Genomic DNA, 16495 nt, shown 5'->3' with positions numbered 1-16495 from the left:
GGCCACGACGCCCGTCGCCGAACCGAAGGGCCAGATTGCTTTCGATCATACAAGCCGCAGGTTGGCCCATCTGGCCCCTCGTCCTCTGCTCGATCGCCGCCCTCGCGCTGACGATCGAGCGCTTCTCCAGCCTGCGGGTCTCGCGGGTTGCCCCGCCCCGGCTTCTCGACGAGGTGATCTCGGTGACGCGCGCGCATCTGCCGGCGCCGGAGATCGTCAACAAGCTGGCCGACAACTCCGTGCTCGGCACCGTGCTCGCAAACTGACTGAGCGAGGTTATCGCCGAGCCGCGCATCACCGAGGGCGGTTTGCGGATGGCTTTCGAGTCGGCCGGGCGCGCTGCGGTGCACCGGCTGGAGCGCTACCTCAACGCCCTGGGCACGATCGCCTCGGCGGCGCCGTTGCTCGGACTCATGGGGACGGTGATCGGGATGATCGAGATCTTCGGTTCGCAATCGCCGGTGGGTGGCAACAACCCGGCAATGCTGGCGCACGGCATCTCGGTTGCGCTCTACAACACCGCCTTCGGCCTGATCATCGCGATCCCGGCCCTGATGTTCTACCGCTACTTCCGGGGCCTCGTCGACGGCTACACCCTCGACCTGGAGCAGGCGTCCGACCGGCTGGTGCCGCACCTCATGCGCTTCGCCCTGCCCCGCGCCTGACCCGTGGCCCTCAACTTCCGGCGCAAGCGCCCCGACGAGCCGGAGATCAACCTCATCCCGTTCATCGACGTCCTGCTCGTCGTCCTCATCTTCCTGATGCTGACGACGACGTACTCGCAGTTCACCGAACTGCAGGTCAGCCTGCCGGTCGCCGATGCCGACCTGGCACGCGACCGGCCGCACGAGATCATCGTTGCCGTGTCCGCCGACGGGCGCTACGCCATCGACCGCAAGCCGGTCGAAGGCCGCAGCGTCGACGCGCTCGCCAGCGAGCTGGCGGCGGTCGCCACCGGGTCGAAGGACGTCATCCTCATCATCTCGGCGGACGCGACGGCCGCGCACCAGAGCGTCATCAACGTGATGGACGCGGCCCGGCGAGCCGGCTTGGCCAAGCTCACCTTCGCCACGCAGTCGTCGGCCGGCGCGCCGCGCTGACGCGTGAGCACGGCGCCGGCCCGCATGCGGGAACGGCTGGGCCGGTCACTGCAGCGCGCCTGGGAAGTCGAGGGCACGCTGAGCACGCTGCTGCTGCCTCTTTCGTGGCTCTTCGCGGCGGTGGCCGGCGCGCGCCGCCTTCTCTATGCCCGTGGCTGGCTCGCATCCAGCCGGCTGCCGGTTCCGGTGCTGGTGACCGGCAACCTGATCGTCGGCGGCGCCGGCAAGACCCCGACCGTCATCGCCCTCGTGGCCCTGCTCCGCGCCCGTGGCTACACCCCGGGCATCGTTTCGCGCGGGTATGGCCGACGCGGCGACCATGTGTGCGGCGTCGAGGTCGACGCCGCCGCGTCGACGGTCGGCGACGAGCCCCTGCTCCTGCGGCGCCGCACTGGCGCGCCGGTCTTTGTCGGCCGCGACCGCAGCGCTGCCGGCCGCGCGTTGCTGAAGGCCTGTCCGGAGGTCGACATCGTCGTCAGCGACGATGGGCTGCAGCACCGGGCCCTGCAGCGCGAAGCCGAGGTGATCGTGTTCGACGAACGCGGCGGGGGCAATGGACGCCTGCTCCCGGCCGGGCCCCTGCGCGAGCCGGTGCCGACGCGTCTCCGGCAGGGACAGGTGGTCCTCTACAACGCCGACGCCCCCAGCACGGCCCTGCCGGGTCACCTGGCGCGGAGCCGACTCGCCGGCGCGGTGCTGCTCGAGGCCTGGTGGCGCGGCGATTCGCCGAACCGAGCGGCTCTCGAGTCGCTGCGCGGCCGGCGAATCGTCGCCGCGGCCGGTCTGGCCCGGCCGCAGCGCTTCTTCGCCATGCTCCGTGCCGCCGGCATCGACGCCGACGAGCACGACCTCGGCGACCACCACGACTTCGCGACGCTGCCGTGGCCTGCGGGCACGGCAGACGTGATCGTCACCGAGAAGGACGCCGTCAAGCTGGATCCCTCTCGTGCGCTCGGGGCGCGCGTCTGGGTGGCGGCGCTAGACTTCTCGGTGGAGCCGGCTTTCGAAGCCGCCCTGCTGTCCTTTCTTCCACCGCCTCGATCGACGACCTCGGCCACGACCGGATCGTCGGCGCCCCTGCCGCATGGAAACCCGCCTGCTTGACCTGCTGGTCTGTCCGCTCTGCAAGGGCCCCCTGCAGCACTGGCGGCCGCCGCAGCACCCGTCTCAGGAGCTCGTCTGCAACGCCGACGGGCTGGCCTTTCCGGTCCGGGACGGCATCCCCATGATGCTGGAAGGCGAGGCGCGCTCACTGGGCCACGAGACCGGGCCAGGCGGGGCGACGCCTGCCCGGCCCGCCACTTGACCGCTCCCTTCCACGTGCTGGTGCCAGCGCGCCTGGCGTCGACGCGCCTGCCGAGGAAGCCGCTGGCCGAGATCGGCGGCGTGCCGATGATCGTTCGCGTCGCGCGGCGTGCAGCGCAGTCGAGCGCGGCGTCCGTGGTGGTTGCCGCCGACGACGCCGAGATCGTCGCCGCGTGCGCCGCGCACGGCGTCCGGGCCCTGCTCACCGCCAGCCACCACGAAAGCGGCAGCGACCGCCTCGCCGAAGCCTGCGCCCTGCTCGGCCTCGACGGTGCGCAGATCGTCGTCAACGTGCAGGGCGACGAGCCGATGCTCGCGCCGGCGCTCGTCGACGCCGTCGCGGCCCTGCTTGCCGGGCGCGACGATTGCGTGATGAGCACGGCTGCACACCGCATCGTCGCCCCGGCGGACTTCGACAATCCGAACGTCGTGAAGGTCGTGCTCGACGCGGCACAGCGCGCCCTCTACTTCTCGCGCGCCGCCATTCCATGGCCGCGCGACGCGCGCGCGGCCGGCGCCAGCGGCGCCGCGACCGCGCGGCCGCTCCGCCATGTCGGCCTGGACGCCGATCGCGCCGGCTTCCTGCGCCGCTTCCCCCTGCTGCCGCGCAGCCCGCTCGAGGAGATCGAACGGCTCGAGCAGCTGCGCGTGCTCTGGCACGGCGAGCACATCGCGGTCCATGTCGGCGACGACGATGCGGGCCTGGGGATCGACACGCCCGAGGATCTGGCCCATGCACGCGCGCTGTACGAGGCCGGCGACGGTGCGGGTTTTGCCTGAGCGCCGCAGGACGGCAGGCTCCGGCACCGCCGCCTATTATCCGAACCCGCCCGCCTTCTTCACGGACCTTCCGACCCCATGAGACTCATCCTGCTCGGAGCCCCGGGGGCTGGCAAGGGAACGCAGGCGGCCTTCCTCTGCAAGCGCTACGGCATCCCGCAGATCGCCACCGGCGACATGCTGCGCAGCGCGGTGAAGGCCGGCACGCCGCTGGGGGTCGCGGCGAAGAAGGTGATGGACTCGGGCGCGCTGGTCAGCGACGACATCATCATCGGCCTCGTCAAGGAGCGCATTGCCCAGCCCGACTGCGCCGCCGGGTTCCTGTTCGACGGCTTCCCGCGCACCATCGTCCAAGCCGACGCCCTGCGCAGCGCTGGGGTCAGGCTGGACTACGTCCTCGAGATCGACGTCCCGGACGCCGCCATCGTCGAGCGGATGAGCGGCCGTCGCGTCCACATCGCCTCCGGACGCAGCTACCACGTGCGCTTCAACCCGCCCCGTGTCGCGGGCGTCGACGACATCACCGGCGAGCCGCTGATCCAGCGCGTCGACGACCTCGAAGAAACGGTGACCAAGCGTCTCGCGGTGTACGCGGCTCAGACGCGGCCGTTGGTCGAGTACTACCAGCGCTGGGCCGAGTCGGGGGATGCGGCCGCGCCGGCATACCGCAAGATCAGCGGCACGGGCAGCGTCGAGGAGATCTCGGCGCGGGCGCTGGCGGCGCTCGCCTGACCGCAAAGGAGATTCGCGTGGACATTGCAGGCAAGGTATTCCTGGTCACCGGCGGCGCCTCGGGCCTCGGCGAAGGCACGGCGCGCATGCTCGCCGGGCATGGCGGCAAGGTCGTCATCGCCGACCTCCAGGCGGAGCGCGGCGAGGCGATCGCCGCCGAGATCGGCGGCCGCTTCGTGCGTTGCGACGTGAGCCAGGAGGCCGATGGCCAGCGCGCGGTCGCCGAGGCGACGGCGCTCGGCAAGCTGGTCGGGCTCGTCAACTGCGCCGGCATCGGCCCCGCCGCGAAGACCGTCGGCAAGGAAGGCGCTCATGCGCTGGCGCTCTTCGCCAAGGTCATCAACGTCAACCTGGTCGGCAGCTTCAACATGATCCGGCTCGCCGCCGATGCCATGAGCCGCAACGACCCGGAGCCGACCGGCGAGCGCGGCGTGCTCATCTCGACTGCGAGCGTGGCTGCCTACGACGGCCAGATCGGCCAGGCCGCCTACTCGGCGTCCAAGGGCGGCATCGTCGGCATGACGCTGCCGATCGCCCGCGACCTGGCCCGCAACGGCATCCGCAACATGACCATCGCCCCGGGCATCTTCGGCACGCCGATGCTGTTCACGATGCCGGCCGAGGTGCAGCAGGCGCTGGCGGCCAGCGTGCCCTTCCCGAGCCGGCTGGGCACGCCGGCCGACTATGCGAAGCTGGTGCACCAGATCGTCGTCAACGACATGCTCAACGGCGAGGTGATCCGCCTCGACGGCGCGATCCGCCTCGCGCCGAAGTAGCGGCGGAGCCGATCAGGCGCTGCGGCGGGCGTACAACGCCCAGAGACGGGCCAGGTCGGCCGTTCCGTCCGACCCCTGCACCGTCCGGAACGTCGCCTGGGCCTTGGCCTTGTCGCCCGCGACGAGCTGGCCGATGCCAAGGTGCAGCTTCGCATCCTCGGGCCGCTTGAGGCCGCCCTTGGCGATGCCCTGCTGGATCAGCTGCACGCCCCTGGCGGCCTGGCCGGCGAAAAGGAGATCCATGCCGAGGGAGACGAGTGCCTCGCCATTCTTCGCGGCCAGTGCCTGCTTTTCTTCTTCTGCCGCTGCGGCCTTTCTTTCAGCGAGGCGCTTGTCGACCAGATCGCGCAGCCGCTTGTGCCGGTCGGCCTGCGGCCCGGTCCCCAGCACGCCCGAGCCGAAGCCCTTGTCGACCACGTACTTGCTTTCGCTGGGCAACTCGGCCTGCAGGGCGAGCTGGGCCATCTCCATGAAATCGGCGGGCGCCGTCATGCTGCCGGTGGCCAGCGAGAGCCGGTACGTGTCGAGCGAGAGCCGATCGGAAAAGCCGGGCTTGCGCTGCATCCGGCTCAGGAGGTCGACCCAGTACTCCTTCTTCGGGTAGTACGTGACCAGCTTTTCCATCGCGAAGACGTAGGCGTTGTTGTCGCCCTGCTTCGACGCCGCGTTGAGCAGCAGCTTGAGCCGGTCCTCGGCCGGCGTGCTGCCGCCCCGCTCCGCCGACTGAACTTCGGCCGTCAGTTCCTTGGCGGCGCCGGCGAAGTCGCCGCTCAGGTACTGGCTCTGGATCAGCATGGTGCGAATGGCGCCGCTGTTGCCGCCTTCGCGGAAGTAGCGCTGGCCCCACTGCATCGCCTTGGCGTACTGCTGCTGGCGGTAGTAGCCGCCGGCGATCGACTCGATCATGCGCAGCTTGTCCGGCCCCGCGATACGGCTAGAGCCGGCAATCGCCTCGAACGAGCGCGCGGCGGTGTCCGCGTCGCCCGCACCCGATGCGGCGGCCAGGCGCATGCGCTCGATCAGGAAGGTCTCGTTCGCGTTGCGCGCGCCCGCCGCTTCGGCCTCGCGCACCTTGGCGAGCGCCTCCTTGTAGCGCCCGCCCTTGATCATCTCCTGCGCTGCCTGCAACGGCTTGCCGACCTCGGGGCGCAGCGCCTCCTGGGCGTGCGCCGGCGCACCCGCGCCGACGGCCACCGCGAGGCATGCTGCCCGCGCGAGCCGGGCCAGGCGCCGGCTACTTGACGTACTGTTCATTGCCGATCATTCCGAGCTTGGTGACGCCCAGGCGCTGTGCCGACGCCAGCACGACAGCGACCGACTTGTACTCGACGAGCTTGTTGGGGCGGATGTGGACCTCCGGCTGGTCGGCCTGGGCCGCCACCTGCGACAGGCGCGACTCGAGCTGGCCGCGATCGGGGACGGCCTCGCCGTTCCACAGCACCGTGCCGTCGAAGTCGATGTCGATCGTCACGACCACCGGCTCCTGGGTCTGCGGCGGCGGCGTGCCGACCGGCATGTTCAGGTTGACCGAGTGCAGCTGCACCGGGATCGTGATGATGAGCATGATGATCAGGACGAGCATCACGTCGATCAGCGGCGTGGTGTTGATGTCCATCATCACCTCGGGTTCGCCGCCGCTGCCGGAGCCTACGTTCATGGACATGGTGTGCCTCAGCCTTTCGGCGGCGGTTCGGTCACGAAGCGGACCTTCTGGATCGACGCGCGCTGACACTGGAACAGGACACGGCCGATCGACTCGAAGCGCGACTTCTCGTCGCCGCGGATGTGCACCTCGGGCTGCGGCTCGAGCTTGGCGATCTTGCTCAGCCGCTGGAACAGCGCCTCGCTGTCGGCCATCAGCGCCTGGTTCCAGAAGATGTCGCCATCCTTGCTGACCGAGATGTCGATGTTCTCCGGCTTGGTCTGCCGGGCGATGTTCGTCTCCTTCGGCAGGCTGACGGCGATCGTCTGCGTCACGACGGGGATCGTGATCAGGAAGATGATGAGCAGGACCAGCATCACGTCGACCAGCGGCGTGGTGTTGATCGTGGAGACGACCTCGTCCTCGTCTCCGTCGGCCGAGCCGATGTTCATGGCCATGCGCGTTCTCCTGGCCTGCGGCTCAGCGCTGCGGAGCCGGCGAGTTCATGCGCGCACCCATCAGCACGCCGTGCAGGTCGGCGCCGAAGCGGCGAACCGATTCCATCGTCACCTTGTTGCGGCGGACGAGCCAGTTGTAGCCCAGCACCGCAGGCACCGCCACGGCCAGGCCGATGGCGGTCATGATCAGCGCCTCGCCGACGGGGCCGGCGACCTTGTCGATCGAGGCCTGCCCGGCGATGCCGATGGCCGTCAGGGCGTGGTAGATGCCCCAGACCGTGCCGAACAGGCCGATGAAGGGCGCCGTCGAGCCGACCGTGGCGAGGAAGGCCAGGCCGTCCTGAAGCCGGCTTTGCACGTCGTCGAGGCTGCGCTGCACGCTCATCGAGACCCACGAGTTGCGGTCGATGTTCTCCGTGAGCGTGCCTTCGTGGTGCTCGCTCGCCTCGATGCCGGTGTCGGCGATGAAGCGAAACGCGCTGCCCGGCTTGAGCGACTCGGTGCCTTCGCGCAGGCTCTTGGACTTGAAGAAGGTCCGTTGCGCCGTCTTGGCTTCGGAGCTCAGCTTGATGCTCTCGTACAGCTTGGTGATGAGGATGTACCAGCTGCCCATGCTCATCAGCACCAGGATGATCAGGGTGCCCTTGGACACGAAGTCGCCCTGCTCCCAGAGCGCGCTCAGACCGTACGGGTTGTCGACGGTTTCCTTGGTGGTCGATGCCGTCATCGGCGCCGGCGCGGTGGTGGCGGTCGCCGCCCCGGGCGTGGCGGCGGGTGCGGTCGACATCGAGGCATCGGGGGCCGATGCCGTCTGGGCGAGCGTCGGCACCGGGATGAAGGCGGCGACGGCGAGGACGAGCGAGGTCAGCAAGGTCGCGAAGCGCGCGGGGAGCGGGTTGGAGTGGCGCATGAAGGATCTTTCTGTCGAGAAGTGCAATGGATTCGAAGAAGGGCGGCGGATGGGGGTGCATCACTCCATCTTGTAGCCGAAGGGCACGGTGACCAGGACGTCGCGGCCCTGGCCTGCGCACTTGTACTGGCCGACGATGCGGATGCTGTTGCGAGCGAAGATGGGATTTGACGCACGGAGCGCCTTGATGTCCTTGATCTCGCCGGAGGCCGTGAGCGTGAACTGGATCGTCGCGTCGCCGCGTTCGATGCCGGCGCGGATGGCTTCGCGGGGATAGGCCACGTCGCCCATGACGGTCGTGTAGTTCGAGCAGGCGACGCCCGCGGTGACCACGGGAGCCGGGGCCGGCGCGGGCGCCGGCGGAGCGGGAGGTGCCGGAGGCGCGGCGACGACCGGGGGCGGCGCCGGCGCGATGACCACGGGTGCCGGGGGCGGTGTGGGGGTCGTGGCCGTGATCGTGGGCGCCGGCGGTGGCGGCGTCTGCACCTGGATCTCCGGCGGCGGGATGAAGGGCGGCGGCGGCGCCTCGAGCTTGGGCGGCGGCGGCACAACGACTTGCGGCGGCGGGGGCGGCTTCTTCACCTCCTCGATCACCTTGGTCTCGATCGGTGCGCGGACGACTTCGACGACCTTCTTGGCGAGACCGGTGACCAGCGCGTACACCACCAGGGCATGGAAGAGCAGTACGGCGCCGAAGCCGACGAACCGACGCCGCGGGTCGGCTTGCTGCTGGGCGAAATTCATGGACCGCTATCTCCAGGCGTGACGTGTGCCGCGGGCGTGCCGGGGAGCAGTGGCGGCCCGTCGCTCGCAAGGCTGCGTCAGCCATCTATGCCGACGATGGTAGAGCTACCAAACTTTGACGATCGGCGATTCTAGGGGCCCTAGGCGTGACCTCCGAGGCGGAACGAGCTAATCGTGATGTTGGAAACCTACGTCTGCGACCGACACCGGACAGCCGCGCGAAGAAAAACCGCGGCTCGAAGCCGCGGTTTCGAGCCGGAACCGGGTCGACTATTGGAACATGTAGGTCACCCGCCCGTAGACGAATCGACCGCGCGGGTCCGCGTACTGCGGGTCGTAGCCCCCCTGGAAGGAAGTCTGGCCGCCGGCGTTGGTGTACGGCGGGTCGGTGTCGAAGACGTTCCGGACTCCCAGCGTGAACCGCCACGACTTGAACGCCGAGTACGTTCCTTGCAGGTCGTAGGTGGCATACGACTTCACCTTTCGCGCAACGAACGCCGGATCCGACGGGTCCTCGAACGTTCCGGGCAGGTCGTTGTAGTTCTTCTGGAAGTTCTGAGCCACAGTCACCCCCCACGGGCCCTGCGTCCAGTCGACGGCCAGATAGCTGCGAAAGCGGGGGACCACCCCACCGGTGGCCGCGTTGACCTGATCGACGCCGCCGGTGAACGATCCGTCCAGATTCGAAGTGTCGTATGTGTTGAAGTAGGTGGCGCTGCCGTTTAACGTAAAGCGGCCCCAGTTCGCTGTCGGGATGCGCCACTTGATGTCCACGTCAAACCCCGACACCTTTGTCGTTCCCAAATTGATGTTCGTCTGCAGAACGTTGGTGATCGAGCCGGGCAGGTTCGGGAAGTTCGGATTGGGCGCACCGCGCTGGATCAGGCCCGCATAGGCGTTCACGTCCCCGAGGATCGTCGCGGCATCGACGCCGTTGACGATGGTGTCGGTCAGGCGGACGCGGAAGTAGTCGATACCGACGGATACGTTGTTGACCGGTTCGAGCACCGTCCCCAGCGTGAAATTGCGCGACTTTTCGGGTTTCAGGTTCTGGTTGCCGCCGAAGGTCGTTGTGAACTGCGTCTGGCAGTCGTTGCCGCCGCCGGCGCCGGGGGTGCCCACGGGCAGCGGCGGAATGCACTTCAGCGGATCGTTCAAACCAGGCGGCGTGACACCTTGGGTGTTAGGCGCATGCAGGTCCTGCAGACTCGGCGCCCGAAAGCCCTTGCCGTACGACGTGCGCAAGAGGATCTGCGGGGTCGGCTGCCAGCGCAAGCTGCCCTTCGGCGTTGTCGAATTGCCCACTCCGGAGTAGCGATCGTGGCGGACGGCAAGGTTCGCTTCCACATTCTTGACGACCGGAATGACCGCTTCGCCGAAGAAAGCGGTGACGTTGCGCGACTTGTCGACTGGAAGGAAATTGCCGCCGTAGCCCGATATGTCACCGGTCTGGATCAAGGGGTCGGCGCTGAAGGAGTACTTCTCCTTGCGCCGTTCGGCGCCTAGGGCAATGCCGACCGGGCCGGCGGGCAGCTGGAAAACCTCGCGCGAGACCTTCGCGCCGATGCTGGTGAGGCTCGACTTGATGCTGTAGGCGTCACCATTGAACTCGGTCGCGCGCAACTGGTCCTGAATGGCTTGGGTGTTCGGGCCGAACAGATTGACGTTGCCGCTGTTGAGGATTGGCAGAATAGCCGATTGCGCCGGGTAGCCATGGTTGACCTGTTCGCGGACCTTGCTCTCGCTGTGTAGACCTGCGACGTCGAAGTCGAAGCCGGCGAGAGCGCCCTTGACGCCGAGAACAAAGCGCGGCGCTTCGGAGATGTTGGTGATGTCGCGATTGACGTTGTTGCGATAGCGGACCAGGAGGTCGGGAGTCGCGCCGTACTCCTGCATTGCATAAGCAGTCGGATAGAACGGGCTGCTCGGCCTGATGACTATGGCAGCGGTGCAGCTGCCCGGGACCGCGGTGTTGTATGGTGCCTGGGTGCAGAGCGAGTTCGTCGACGGGATGGCGAACTGATCCGACAGCGGCACCGGCTGGATGATGGTCCGGATCTTGTTCTTGTTGAACGACGCTTCGGCGTAGGCCTGGATATCGGCGGTGATCGCCACCTTGGCGGCGGCGAACAGACTCACGCGTTCCGAGGCGGGCACGAGCGCCACCAGAGGCGAAGGGTCGAAGCGGCAGCGGGTCGGAGGAAAGAAAGGATCGTTGATAGCGTAGGGCGGCGGGCAGCCGGGCGCCGACGGATTGCGAGTGCCGCCCGAGCCGTCCAGCGGGATGATGTTGCCGGGAAAGGTGTTGCCAGATGTCGTGTCGTTGAGGTTGGCGACGTTGATTCCGGAACTGGCGAAATCGCGATCGCGCCCGAACAGCGAGCCTTCCTTCTGGAACGAACCGACGATCATGACGTTGAAGCGATCGGACGTGAGGTTCCCGAAGCCGGCCGTCGCGGTCGCACGCTTGAAGTTGGCCCCACCTTGCGTGGTATCTCCGTACTCGCCGGTCAGTTCGACCCCCTTAAAGTCCTGTCGAAGGATGAAGTTGATCACGCCGGCAATGGCGTCAGATCCGTAGATCGCCGAGGCGCCGTCCTTCAGCACCTCGACTCGCTCGATGGCTGCCAGCGGAATGCTGTTCACATCGACTGAGACGGAATCTGCGACGAAGCCGATGCCATAGGGGGCGATGCGCCGCCCGTTGAGCAGCACCAGCGTCCGGATGGAGGTGAGGCCGTGGATCGACACCGCCGAAATGCCGCCGGTCGTTGCACCCGAGGCGGATGACGTGGTCAAACCCCCGGAGCTGGAAATCGAGCTGATGGTCTGGAGGAGCTGCTCGACGTTGATGGCGCCGCTGCGCTGGATCTGTTCCCGCGTGATGACCTGGACCGGGAGCGCCGTCTCGGCGTCGATCCGCTTGATCGAGGAGCCCGTGATCTCGACCCGTTCCAGGGTCTGCTGAGCCATGGCCGGGAGGGCGATGCCGCTCCCGAACGCGATCATCAAGCTCGTGCAGAGCTTCGTCTTCTTAATCATCGGACCTCCCCAGGCAAGGATGTGACAAGTTGATCGATTGGACCCAGTCGCCGCTGCGGCTCGGCATCGCCCGGTGGGACCTGCCTCGCTCGCGAGCATCCGAACTGTCACTTTATTGTCACGGCGCCGTGGCGGCTTGCCGAGAGGGGCGGCCCGGATTTCGGACAGGCGAAGAAGCGGCGTCGGCTTTAACCAACAGTTGCGGATAGCCGCGGTACCGCCGCGAGCAAGGCGCGGGTATATGCCGTCCGCGGACTCGCGAGCACGCTCGCAGTGGGCCCTTGTTCCTCCACCCTCCCGGCCTTCATCACGACGATCTCGTCCGCCAGGTACTCGACCACCCCGATGTTGTGCGTGATGAAGAGGAAGGACACGCCGAGCTCGCGCTGCAGCTCGCGCAGGAGGTTCAGGATCTGCGCCTGCACGGACACGTCCAGGGCCGAGGTCGGCTCGTCGCAGACGATGAGCTTCGGCCGCACGGCCAGGGCCCGGGCGATCGCGATCCGTTGCCGCTGCCCGCCGGAGAACTCGTGCGGATAGCGGTCCAGGGAGTCGCGGCGCAGGCCTACCTGTTCGGCGAGCTCCTCCAGCTCGAGCCGGCGCGCCTCGCCGTCGGTGTCGGGGCGCAGGGATTGCATGCCCTCCTCGAGGATCGGCAGGACACGCATGCGCGGGTTGAGCGAGGCGAAGGGATCCTGGAAGATGATCTGAATGTCGCGCCGGGCCGCGCGCAGGGCGTCGCCTTCGAGCTTGAAGAGGTCGCGACCGTCCAGACGAGCGCTGCCCTCGATCACGGCCGAGTCACGCAGGAGCTGCACGATGGCCTTGCCGGTGGTCGTCTTGCCGCAGCCCGACTCGCCGACCAGGGCCAGCGTCCTGCCGCGCGCGATCTCGAACGACAGCCCTTCGACGGCGTTGAAGAAGCCGGCCGTGCGCTGCAGGAGCCCGCTGCGCAGGGGGAAGCGGACGGACAGGTTCTCCACCTGGAGGAGGACGGGACCGGTCCTGCCCTCCTCCGCCACAGGCGTGGGCGCCGAGGCGGCGGCGACCGCGACCGCGCCGTGCGCAGGCGACGTGTCGCCGGGCCCCTGGTCGGGCGGCGTGTCGCTGGCTGGTGCCAGCTCGGTATACAGGAGGCAGCGGACGCTGCGCGTGGGGTCGAGCGGCGTCAGCCCCGGCGGCGTGTTCGGGCAGGCGGCGAAGGCGCGGTCGCAGCGCGGCGTGAAGCGGCAGCCTTCGAAGCTGAGCCAGAGCGGCGGCACGGAGCCGCCGATGGCGGCCAGCGACTCGCCACGCCGTGCCGCATCGGGCAGGGCCTGCAGCAGGAGGCGGGCGTAGGGATGCTTGGGCGCGGCGAAGAAGTCGCGCGCTTCGGCGACCTCGATGATCTGGCCGGCATACATGAGCGCGACGCGGTCGGCCATGTCCGAGACCACGGCCAGGTCGTGCGTGATCAGCATGAGGCCCATTCCCTGCTCGCGCTGCAGCTCCTTCAGCAGCGCCAGGAACTGGCCCTGGATCGTCACGTCGAGGGCGGTGGTCGGCTCGTCGGCGATCAGGAAGTCGGGTTCGGCAGCGAGCGTCATGGCGATCATGACGCGCTGCTTCTGGCCCCCCGATAGGCGGAACGGGTACTCGTCGATGCGCCGCTCGGGCTCCGGCAGCCCGACCCGGCCGAGCCACTCGACCGCCTTGGCCCGCGCCGCCGCGCCGCGCAGGGCGGTGTGCGTCTCGATCGCCTCGACGAGCTGGGTGCCGACGCGCAGCACCGGGTTCAGGCTCGTGCCCGGCTCCTGGAAGATCATGCCGATGCGGCCGCCGCGAACGGCGCGCATGCCGGCTTCTGGCAGGCGGAGGAGGTCCTGCCCGTCGAGGTCGACCCGGCCGGCGACGACCTGCCCGTTCTCCGGCAGGAGCCGCATCAGCGCCAGGGCCGTCATGCTCTTGCCGCAGCCCGACTCGCCGACGAGCGCGAAGGTCTCGCCGCGCTCGATCGCCAGGCTCAGGCCATCGACGGCCTTGACGATGCCGGCGTCGGCGTCGAGCCCGACGCCGAGGTCGGTGGCCTCGAGCCGGGTCCCCGGGGTGCCCGGCGCATGCATCAGCTCATCGCCGCGCGACGAAAGCGCGGCCGGAAGCTGCGGGCCCGCGGATCAAAGGCGTCGCGCACGCCGTCGGCGAACAGGTTCGCCGCGAGCACGAGCGCGACCATGAACACGAAGGCGGAGACGAAGCTCCACCAAACGACCGGGTCGCCGCTCATCTGGCTGCGCGCGAGGTTGATCATGCCGCCGAAGCTGTGCATCGACGGGTCGACGCCGACGCCCACGTAGGTGAGGACGGCCTCGTAGAGGATCAGGTCCGAGAAGCTCAGCACCGTCGTGATGAGGACGAGGTGCATCACGTTGGGCAGGATGTGGCGCGACATGATGCGGCCGTGCGTGACGCCGAAGGCGTTCGCCGCCTGCACGAACTCGAGCTCGCGCAGCTTCATGGTCTCGCCGCGGATCAGCCGGCAGAGGGTCGCCCAGCCGGTCAGGCCGAGGATCACGCAGAGCAGGAAGATCTTGAGATCCGAGCGCTCCAGCCCGGTCTCGAACAGCTCGCTGTGCTGGTCGAGGTAGACCTGGACCATCAGCACGCAGGCAGCGATCAGGAGCACGTTCGGAACCGAGCTAAGGGTCGTGTAGAGGTACTGGATCACCTCGTCGACCCATCCCTTGTAGTAGCCGGCGAGGACGCCGAGCACGATGGCGAAGGGCCAGGTGGCCAGCGTCGCCAGGGTGCCGATCACGAACGCCGTCCGCACGCTCTTCAGCAGCTGGTAGAAGACGTCGTTGCCGGTGCGGTCGGTGCCGAAGACGTGGTAGCCCTGGGCCAGCATGAAGGCCGGCCCGGCGAGCACGCAGATGGCGGCGAAGGTCAGCAGGCCGGCCCGCAGCGGCACCGACGAGCGGTCGGCGGCGATGTCGCGCATCGCCGCGGCCCAGCCGCCGTGCTCGCGACGCAGCACGGCGGCGGTCAGCAGGAACGCCGCGGCCGCGACGGCGAGCCCGGCGAGCGCGCCGGTCACGACCCGGCGCGTCACGTCGCCGGCCCACTGCCGGTCGGGGTCGGTGAGGTGCGCGCCGCCGTACGTCAGGCGCGGGAAGTCGCGCGCCGCCTGGCCGTCCTTGACCATCGGCTCCTTGCTGAAGCCGAGCCAGTCGAGCGGCCTCGAGTAGCCCGTTTCACGCGTCGCGATCTGGCGAGCGAGGATCACGTCGAGCAGCGACTCCGTAACCGGCGAAAAGCTCTCGGCACCCGCCGCGGCGCTGCCCGAGGCGGCCAGGGCGCGCCGGAAATGGACGCTGTCGAGGAGGGTGATCGTGGCGAACACCAGCAGCACGATCGCGGCCCCGAGAGCCGCCGGATCGCGCCCCACCTTGGCCCAGTTCGCGCGCAGGTTCTTGTTGCCGCGCACGCGCCAGGCATACACGGCGAGGAGCACCAGCATGGCGAAGAGGACGACGTCGGTCCAGAGGAAGACGAACTTCGGCATCGTCAGGCCAGGCGCACGCGCGGGTCGGCCCAGGTGTAGGCCAGGTCGATCAGGATGTAGCTCGCGATGTAGAGCAGCGCGCCGAGGAAGACCATCGATCGCACGATGGCGAAGTCCTGCCCGCCGATGGCCTCGATGACGAAGGCGCCGAGACCCGGGATGCCGAAGAAGCTCTCGAACACCAGGCTGCCGAGGAAGACGTAGGGAAGGTAGGAGCCGGCGCTGGTGATGATCGGGATGAGCGCGTTCTTGAGCACGTGGCGAAACAGGATGAGCGACTCGGGCAGCCCCTTGGCCCGGGCCGTGCGCACATAGTCCTTGCCGATCTCCTCGAGGAACATGGCCCGGTAGAGCCGCGCCTCGGAGCCGAGCCGAGACAGCAGCGACAGGAAGATCGGCAGGACCAGGAACTTCACCGCGTCGAGGCCGCCGGCGTAGCCCGAGATCGGCACCAGGTGCAGCATGCGCGAGAAGAAGAACTGGCCGACGATGATGTAGAAGAGGCTGGAGATCGACAGCAGCAGCACGCAGAGGATCACGCCCCAGAGGTCGATGCGGGTGTGCCGGAAGAAGACCAGGAGCAGCGCGAAGGCCGTGCTGGCGATCACCTGCAGGATGAAGAGCGGCACCGCCAGCTGCAGGCTCACCCCCATCCGGGTCCGGATCTCGTGCCCGATGTCGACGCTGCGGGCCGAGTCGGAGCGGCCGAAGTCGAGCGCGAACAGCGACACCGAGCGGTCCCAGAGGACGGTGTCGGTGACCTTGTCCGAGCCGCCAGCGGTGGCATTCCAGTACAGCGGCTTGTCGTAGCCCCGCTCCGCCTTCCACTTGTCGATCTGCTCCTGCGTCACCCGCTTGCCGCCGATGTTCAGGCGCGCCATGTCGTCCGGCGTGTTGACGTTGAAGAAGAGGAAGAAGGTGAAGAGATTGACCCCGATCAGGATCAGTACGCCGTAGCCGAGGCGGCGAATGAAGTAGTTCAGCACGGAGGGGGTCAGCTCGCCGGACGAGGTGCGAGCGGCGGCGATGCGGCCGGGCCCGCGGCCGGGGCGGCGGTCGCGCGCTGCCGTGCCTGGTAGCTGCGCCGCGCCGCGAACACGACCGCCGCCAGCAGGGCGAGCAGGAGCGCCACCGGCCACCAGGTCGGCCGGTTCCACTCGGCCTGCCTGGCCACGCGCAGCTGCGGGTCGACGCGGTAGTACTTCGCCATGTCGCGGATCAGGATGCTGGGCTTGCCGTTGTAGACCCACTGCTGGAACGCCAGCCCGCCCCAGGGGAAGTAGCCGAAGGTCCAGGGCGCGTCGGCCTGCACCACGGCCACCATGGCGTCGATGACTTCCTGCTTCCTCGGCCCCTCGTCGAGCGACTGCAGCTCGCGGTAGAGCTTGTCGTATTCCGGGTTCTCGTAGTTGGCGACGTTCTCGCCCTGCGACTTCGACTTGGCGTTCGGCCCGTAGAGGAGGAA

Annotated in this window: 15 protein-coding genes and 2 pseudogenes; 7 read left to right on the top strand and 10 right to left on the bottom strand. The window is 68.5% G+C overall.

Annotated elements, in window-relative coordinates; genetic code table 11:
- The first annotated feature begins 35 nt into the window (after positions 1–35).
- From AC30N0_RS11005 to AC30N0_RS10975, 7 genes and pseudogenes are all read left to right on the top strand, one after another.
- Positions 36–665, top strand: a pseudogene (locus tag AC30N0_RS11005) (MotA/TolQ/ExbB proton channel family protein).
- Positions 666–668: 3 nt separating this feature from the next.
- Positions 669–1100: an ExbD/TolR family protein gene (locus AC30N0_RS11000; RefSeq protein ID WP_489517957.1), complete on the top strand. Its 432-nt coding sequence runs from the start codon at positions 669–671 to the stop codon at positions 1098–1100.
- A gap of 3 nt (positions 1101–1103) precedes the next feature.
- Positions 1104–2204 (top strand): tetraacyldisaccharide 4'-kinase, encoded by a 1101-nt coding sequence (gene lpxK / locus AC30N0_RS10995; protein ID WP_489517956.1) that lies wholly within the window; start codon positions 1104–1106, stop codon positions 2202–2204.
- A complete protein-coding gene (locus AC30N0_RS10990; RefSeq protein WP_489517955.1) occupies positions 2185–2406 on the top strand; it encodes a Trm112 family protein in 222 nt (73 codons plus the stop codon). The genes lpxK and AC30N0_RS10990 overlap by 20 nt, the downstream gene beginning before the upstream one ends.
- Positions 2403–3185 (top strand): 3-deoxy-manno-octulosonate cytidylyltransferase, encoded by a 783-nt coding sequence (gene kdsB / locus AC30N0_RS10985; protein WP_489517954.1) that lies wholly within the window; start codon positions 2403–2405, stop codon positions 3183–3185. The genes AC30N0_RS10990 and kdsB overlap by 4 nt, the downstream gene beginning before the upstream one ends.
- 78 nt (positions 3186–3263) lie before the next feature.
- Positions 3264–3917 (top strand): adenylate kinase, encoded by a 654-nt coding sequence (gene adk / locus AC30N0_RS10980; RefSeq protein WP_489517953.1) that lies wholly within the window; start codon positions 3264–3266, stop codon positions 3915–3917.
- A gap of 17 nt (positions 3918–3934) precedes the next feature.
- On the top strand, positions 3935–4693 hold the full coding sequence (locus tag AC30N0_RS10975) for a 3-hydroxyacyl-CoA dehydrogenase (RefSeq protein ID WP_489517952.1): 759 nt from the start codon (positions 3935–3937) through the stop codon (positions 4691–4693).
- A 12-nt stretch (positions 4694–4705) separates the two neighbouring features.
- On the opposite strand, the gene AC30N0_RS10970 is transcribed toward AC30N0_RS10975, so the two are convergent.
- The 10 genes and pseudogenes from AC30N0_RS10970 to AC30N0_RS10925 all read right to left on the bottom strand — a co-directional run.
- Positions 4706–5887: a tetratricopeptide repeat protein gene (locus tag AC30N0_RS10970; RefSeq protein WP_489517951.1), complete on the bottom strand. Its 1182-nt coding sequence runs from the start codon at positions 5885–5887 to the stop codon at positions 4706–4708.
- 40 nt (positions 5888–5927) lie between these two features.
- Positions 5928–6356 (bottom strand): ExbD/TolR family protein, encoded by a 429-nt coding sequence (locus AC30N0_RS10965; protein WP_489517950.1) that lies wholly within the window; start codon positions 6354–6356, stop codon positions 5928–5930.
- An 8-nt stretch (positions 6357–6364) separates the two neighbouring features.
- Positions 6365–6793, bottom strand: coding sequence for an ExbD/TolR family protein (locus tag AC30N0_RS10960; protein ID WP_489517949.1), 429 nt, complete (start codon positions 6791–6793; stop codon positions 6365–6367).
- A gap of 22 nt (positions 6794–6815) precedes the next feature.
- Positions 6816–7703: a MotA/TolQ/ExbB proton channel family protein gene (locus tag AC30N0_RS10955; RefSeq protein ID WP_489517948.1), complete on the bottom strand. Its 888-nt coding sequence runs from the start codon at positions 7701–7703 to the stop codon at positions 6816–6818.
- A gap of 60 nt (positions 7704–7763) precedes the next feature.
- On the bottom strand, positions 7764–8447 hold the full coding sequence (locus AC30N0_RS10950) for an energy transducer TonB (protein ID WP_489517947.1): 684 nt from the start codon (positions 8445–8447) through the stop codon (positions 7764–7766).
- A 270-nt stretch (positions 8448–8717) separates the two neighbouring features.
- On the bottom strand, positions 8718–11489 hold the full coding sequence (locus tag AC30N0_RS10945; protein ID WP_489517946.1) for a TonB-dependent receptor: 2772 nt from the start codon (positions 11487–11489) through the stop codon (positions 8718–8720).
- 188 nt (positions 11490–11677) lie between these two features.
- Entirely contained in the window at positions 11678–13591 is a 1914-nt protein-coding gene (locus AC30N0_RS10940; RefSeq protein WP_489517945.1) for an ABC transporter ATP-binding protein, read from the bottom strand.
- Entirely contained in the window at positions 13591–15030 is a 1440-nt protein-coding gene (locus AC30N0_RS10935; RefSeq protein WP_489517944.1) for an ABC transporter permease, read from the bottom strand. The genes AC30N0_RS10940 and AC30N0_RS10935 overlap by 1 nt, the downstream gene beginning before the upstream one ends.
- Positions 15031–15032: 2 nt before the next feature.
- Positions 15033–16016: an ABC transporter permease gene (locus AC30N0_RS10930; protein ID WP_489517943.1), complete on the bottom strand. Its 984-nt coding sequence runs from the start codon at positions 16014–16016 to the stop codon at positions 15033–15035.
- 8 nt (positions 16017–16024) lie between these two features.
- Positions 16025–16495 (bottom strand): annotated as a pseudogene (locus tag AC30N0_RS10925) (ABC transporter substrate-binding protein); the annotation flags it as partial.

Origin of the sequence: Rhizobacter sp. (assembly GCF_031412495.1) — a bacterium.
Lineage (GTDB): Bacteria > Pseudomonadota > Gammaproteobacteria > Burkholderiales > Burkholderiaceae_C > Schlegelella_A.
Note: the sequence above shows the minus strand (reverse complement) of the source record. Positions and strands in the feature narration are given on the sequence as shown.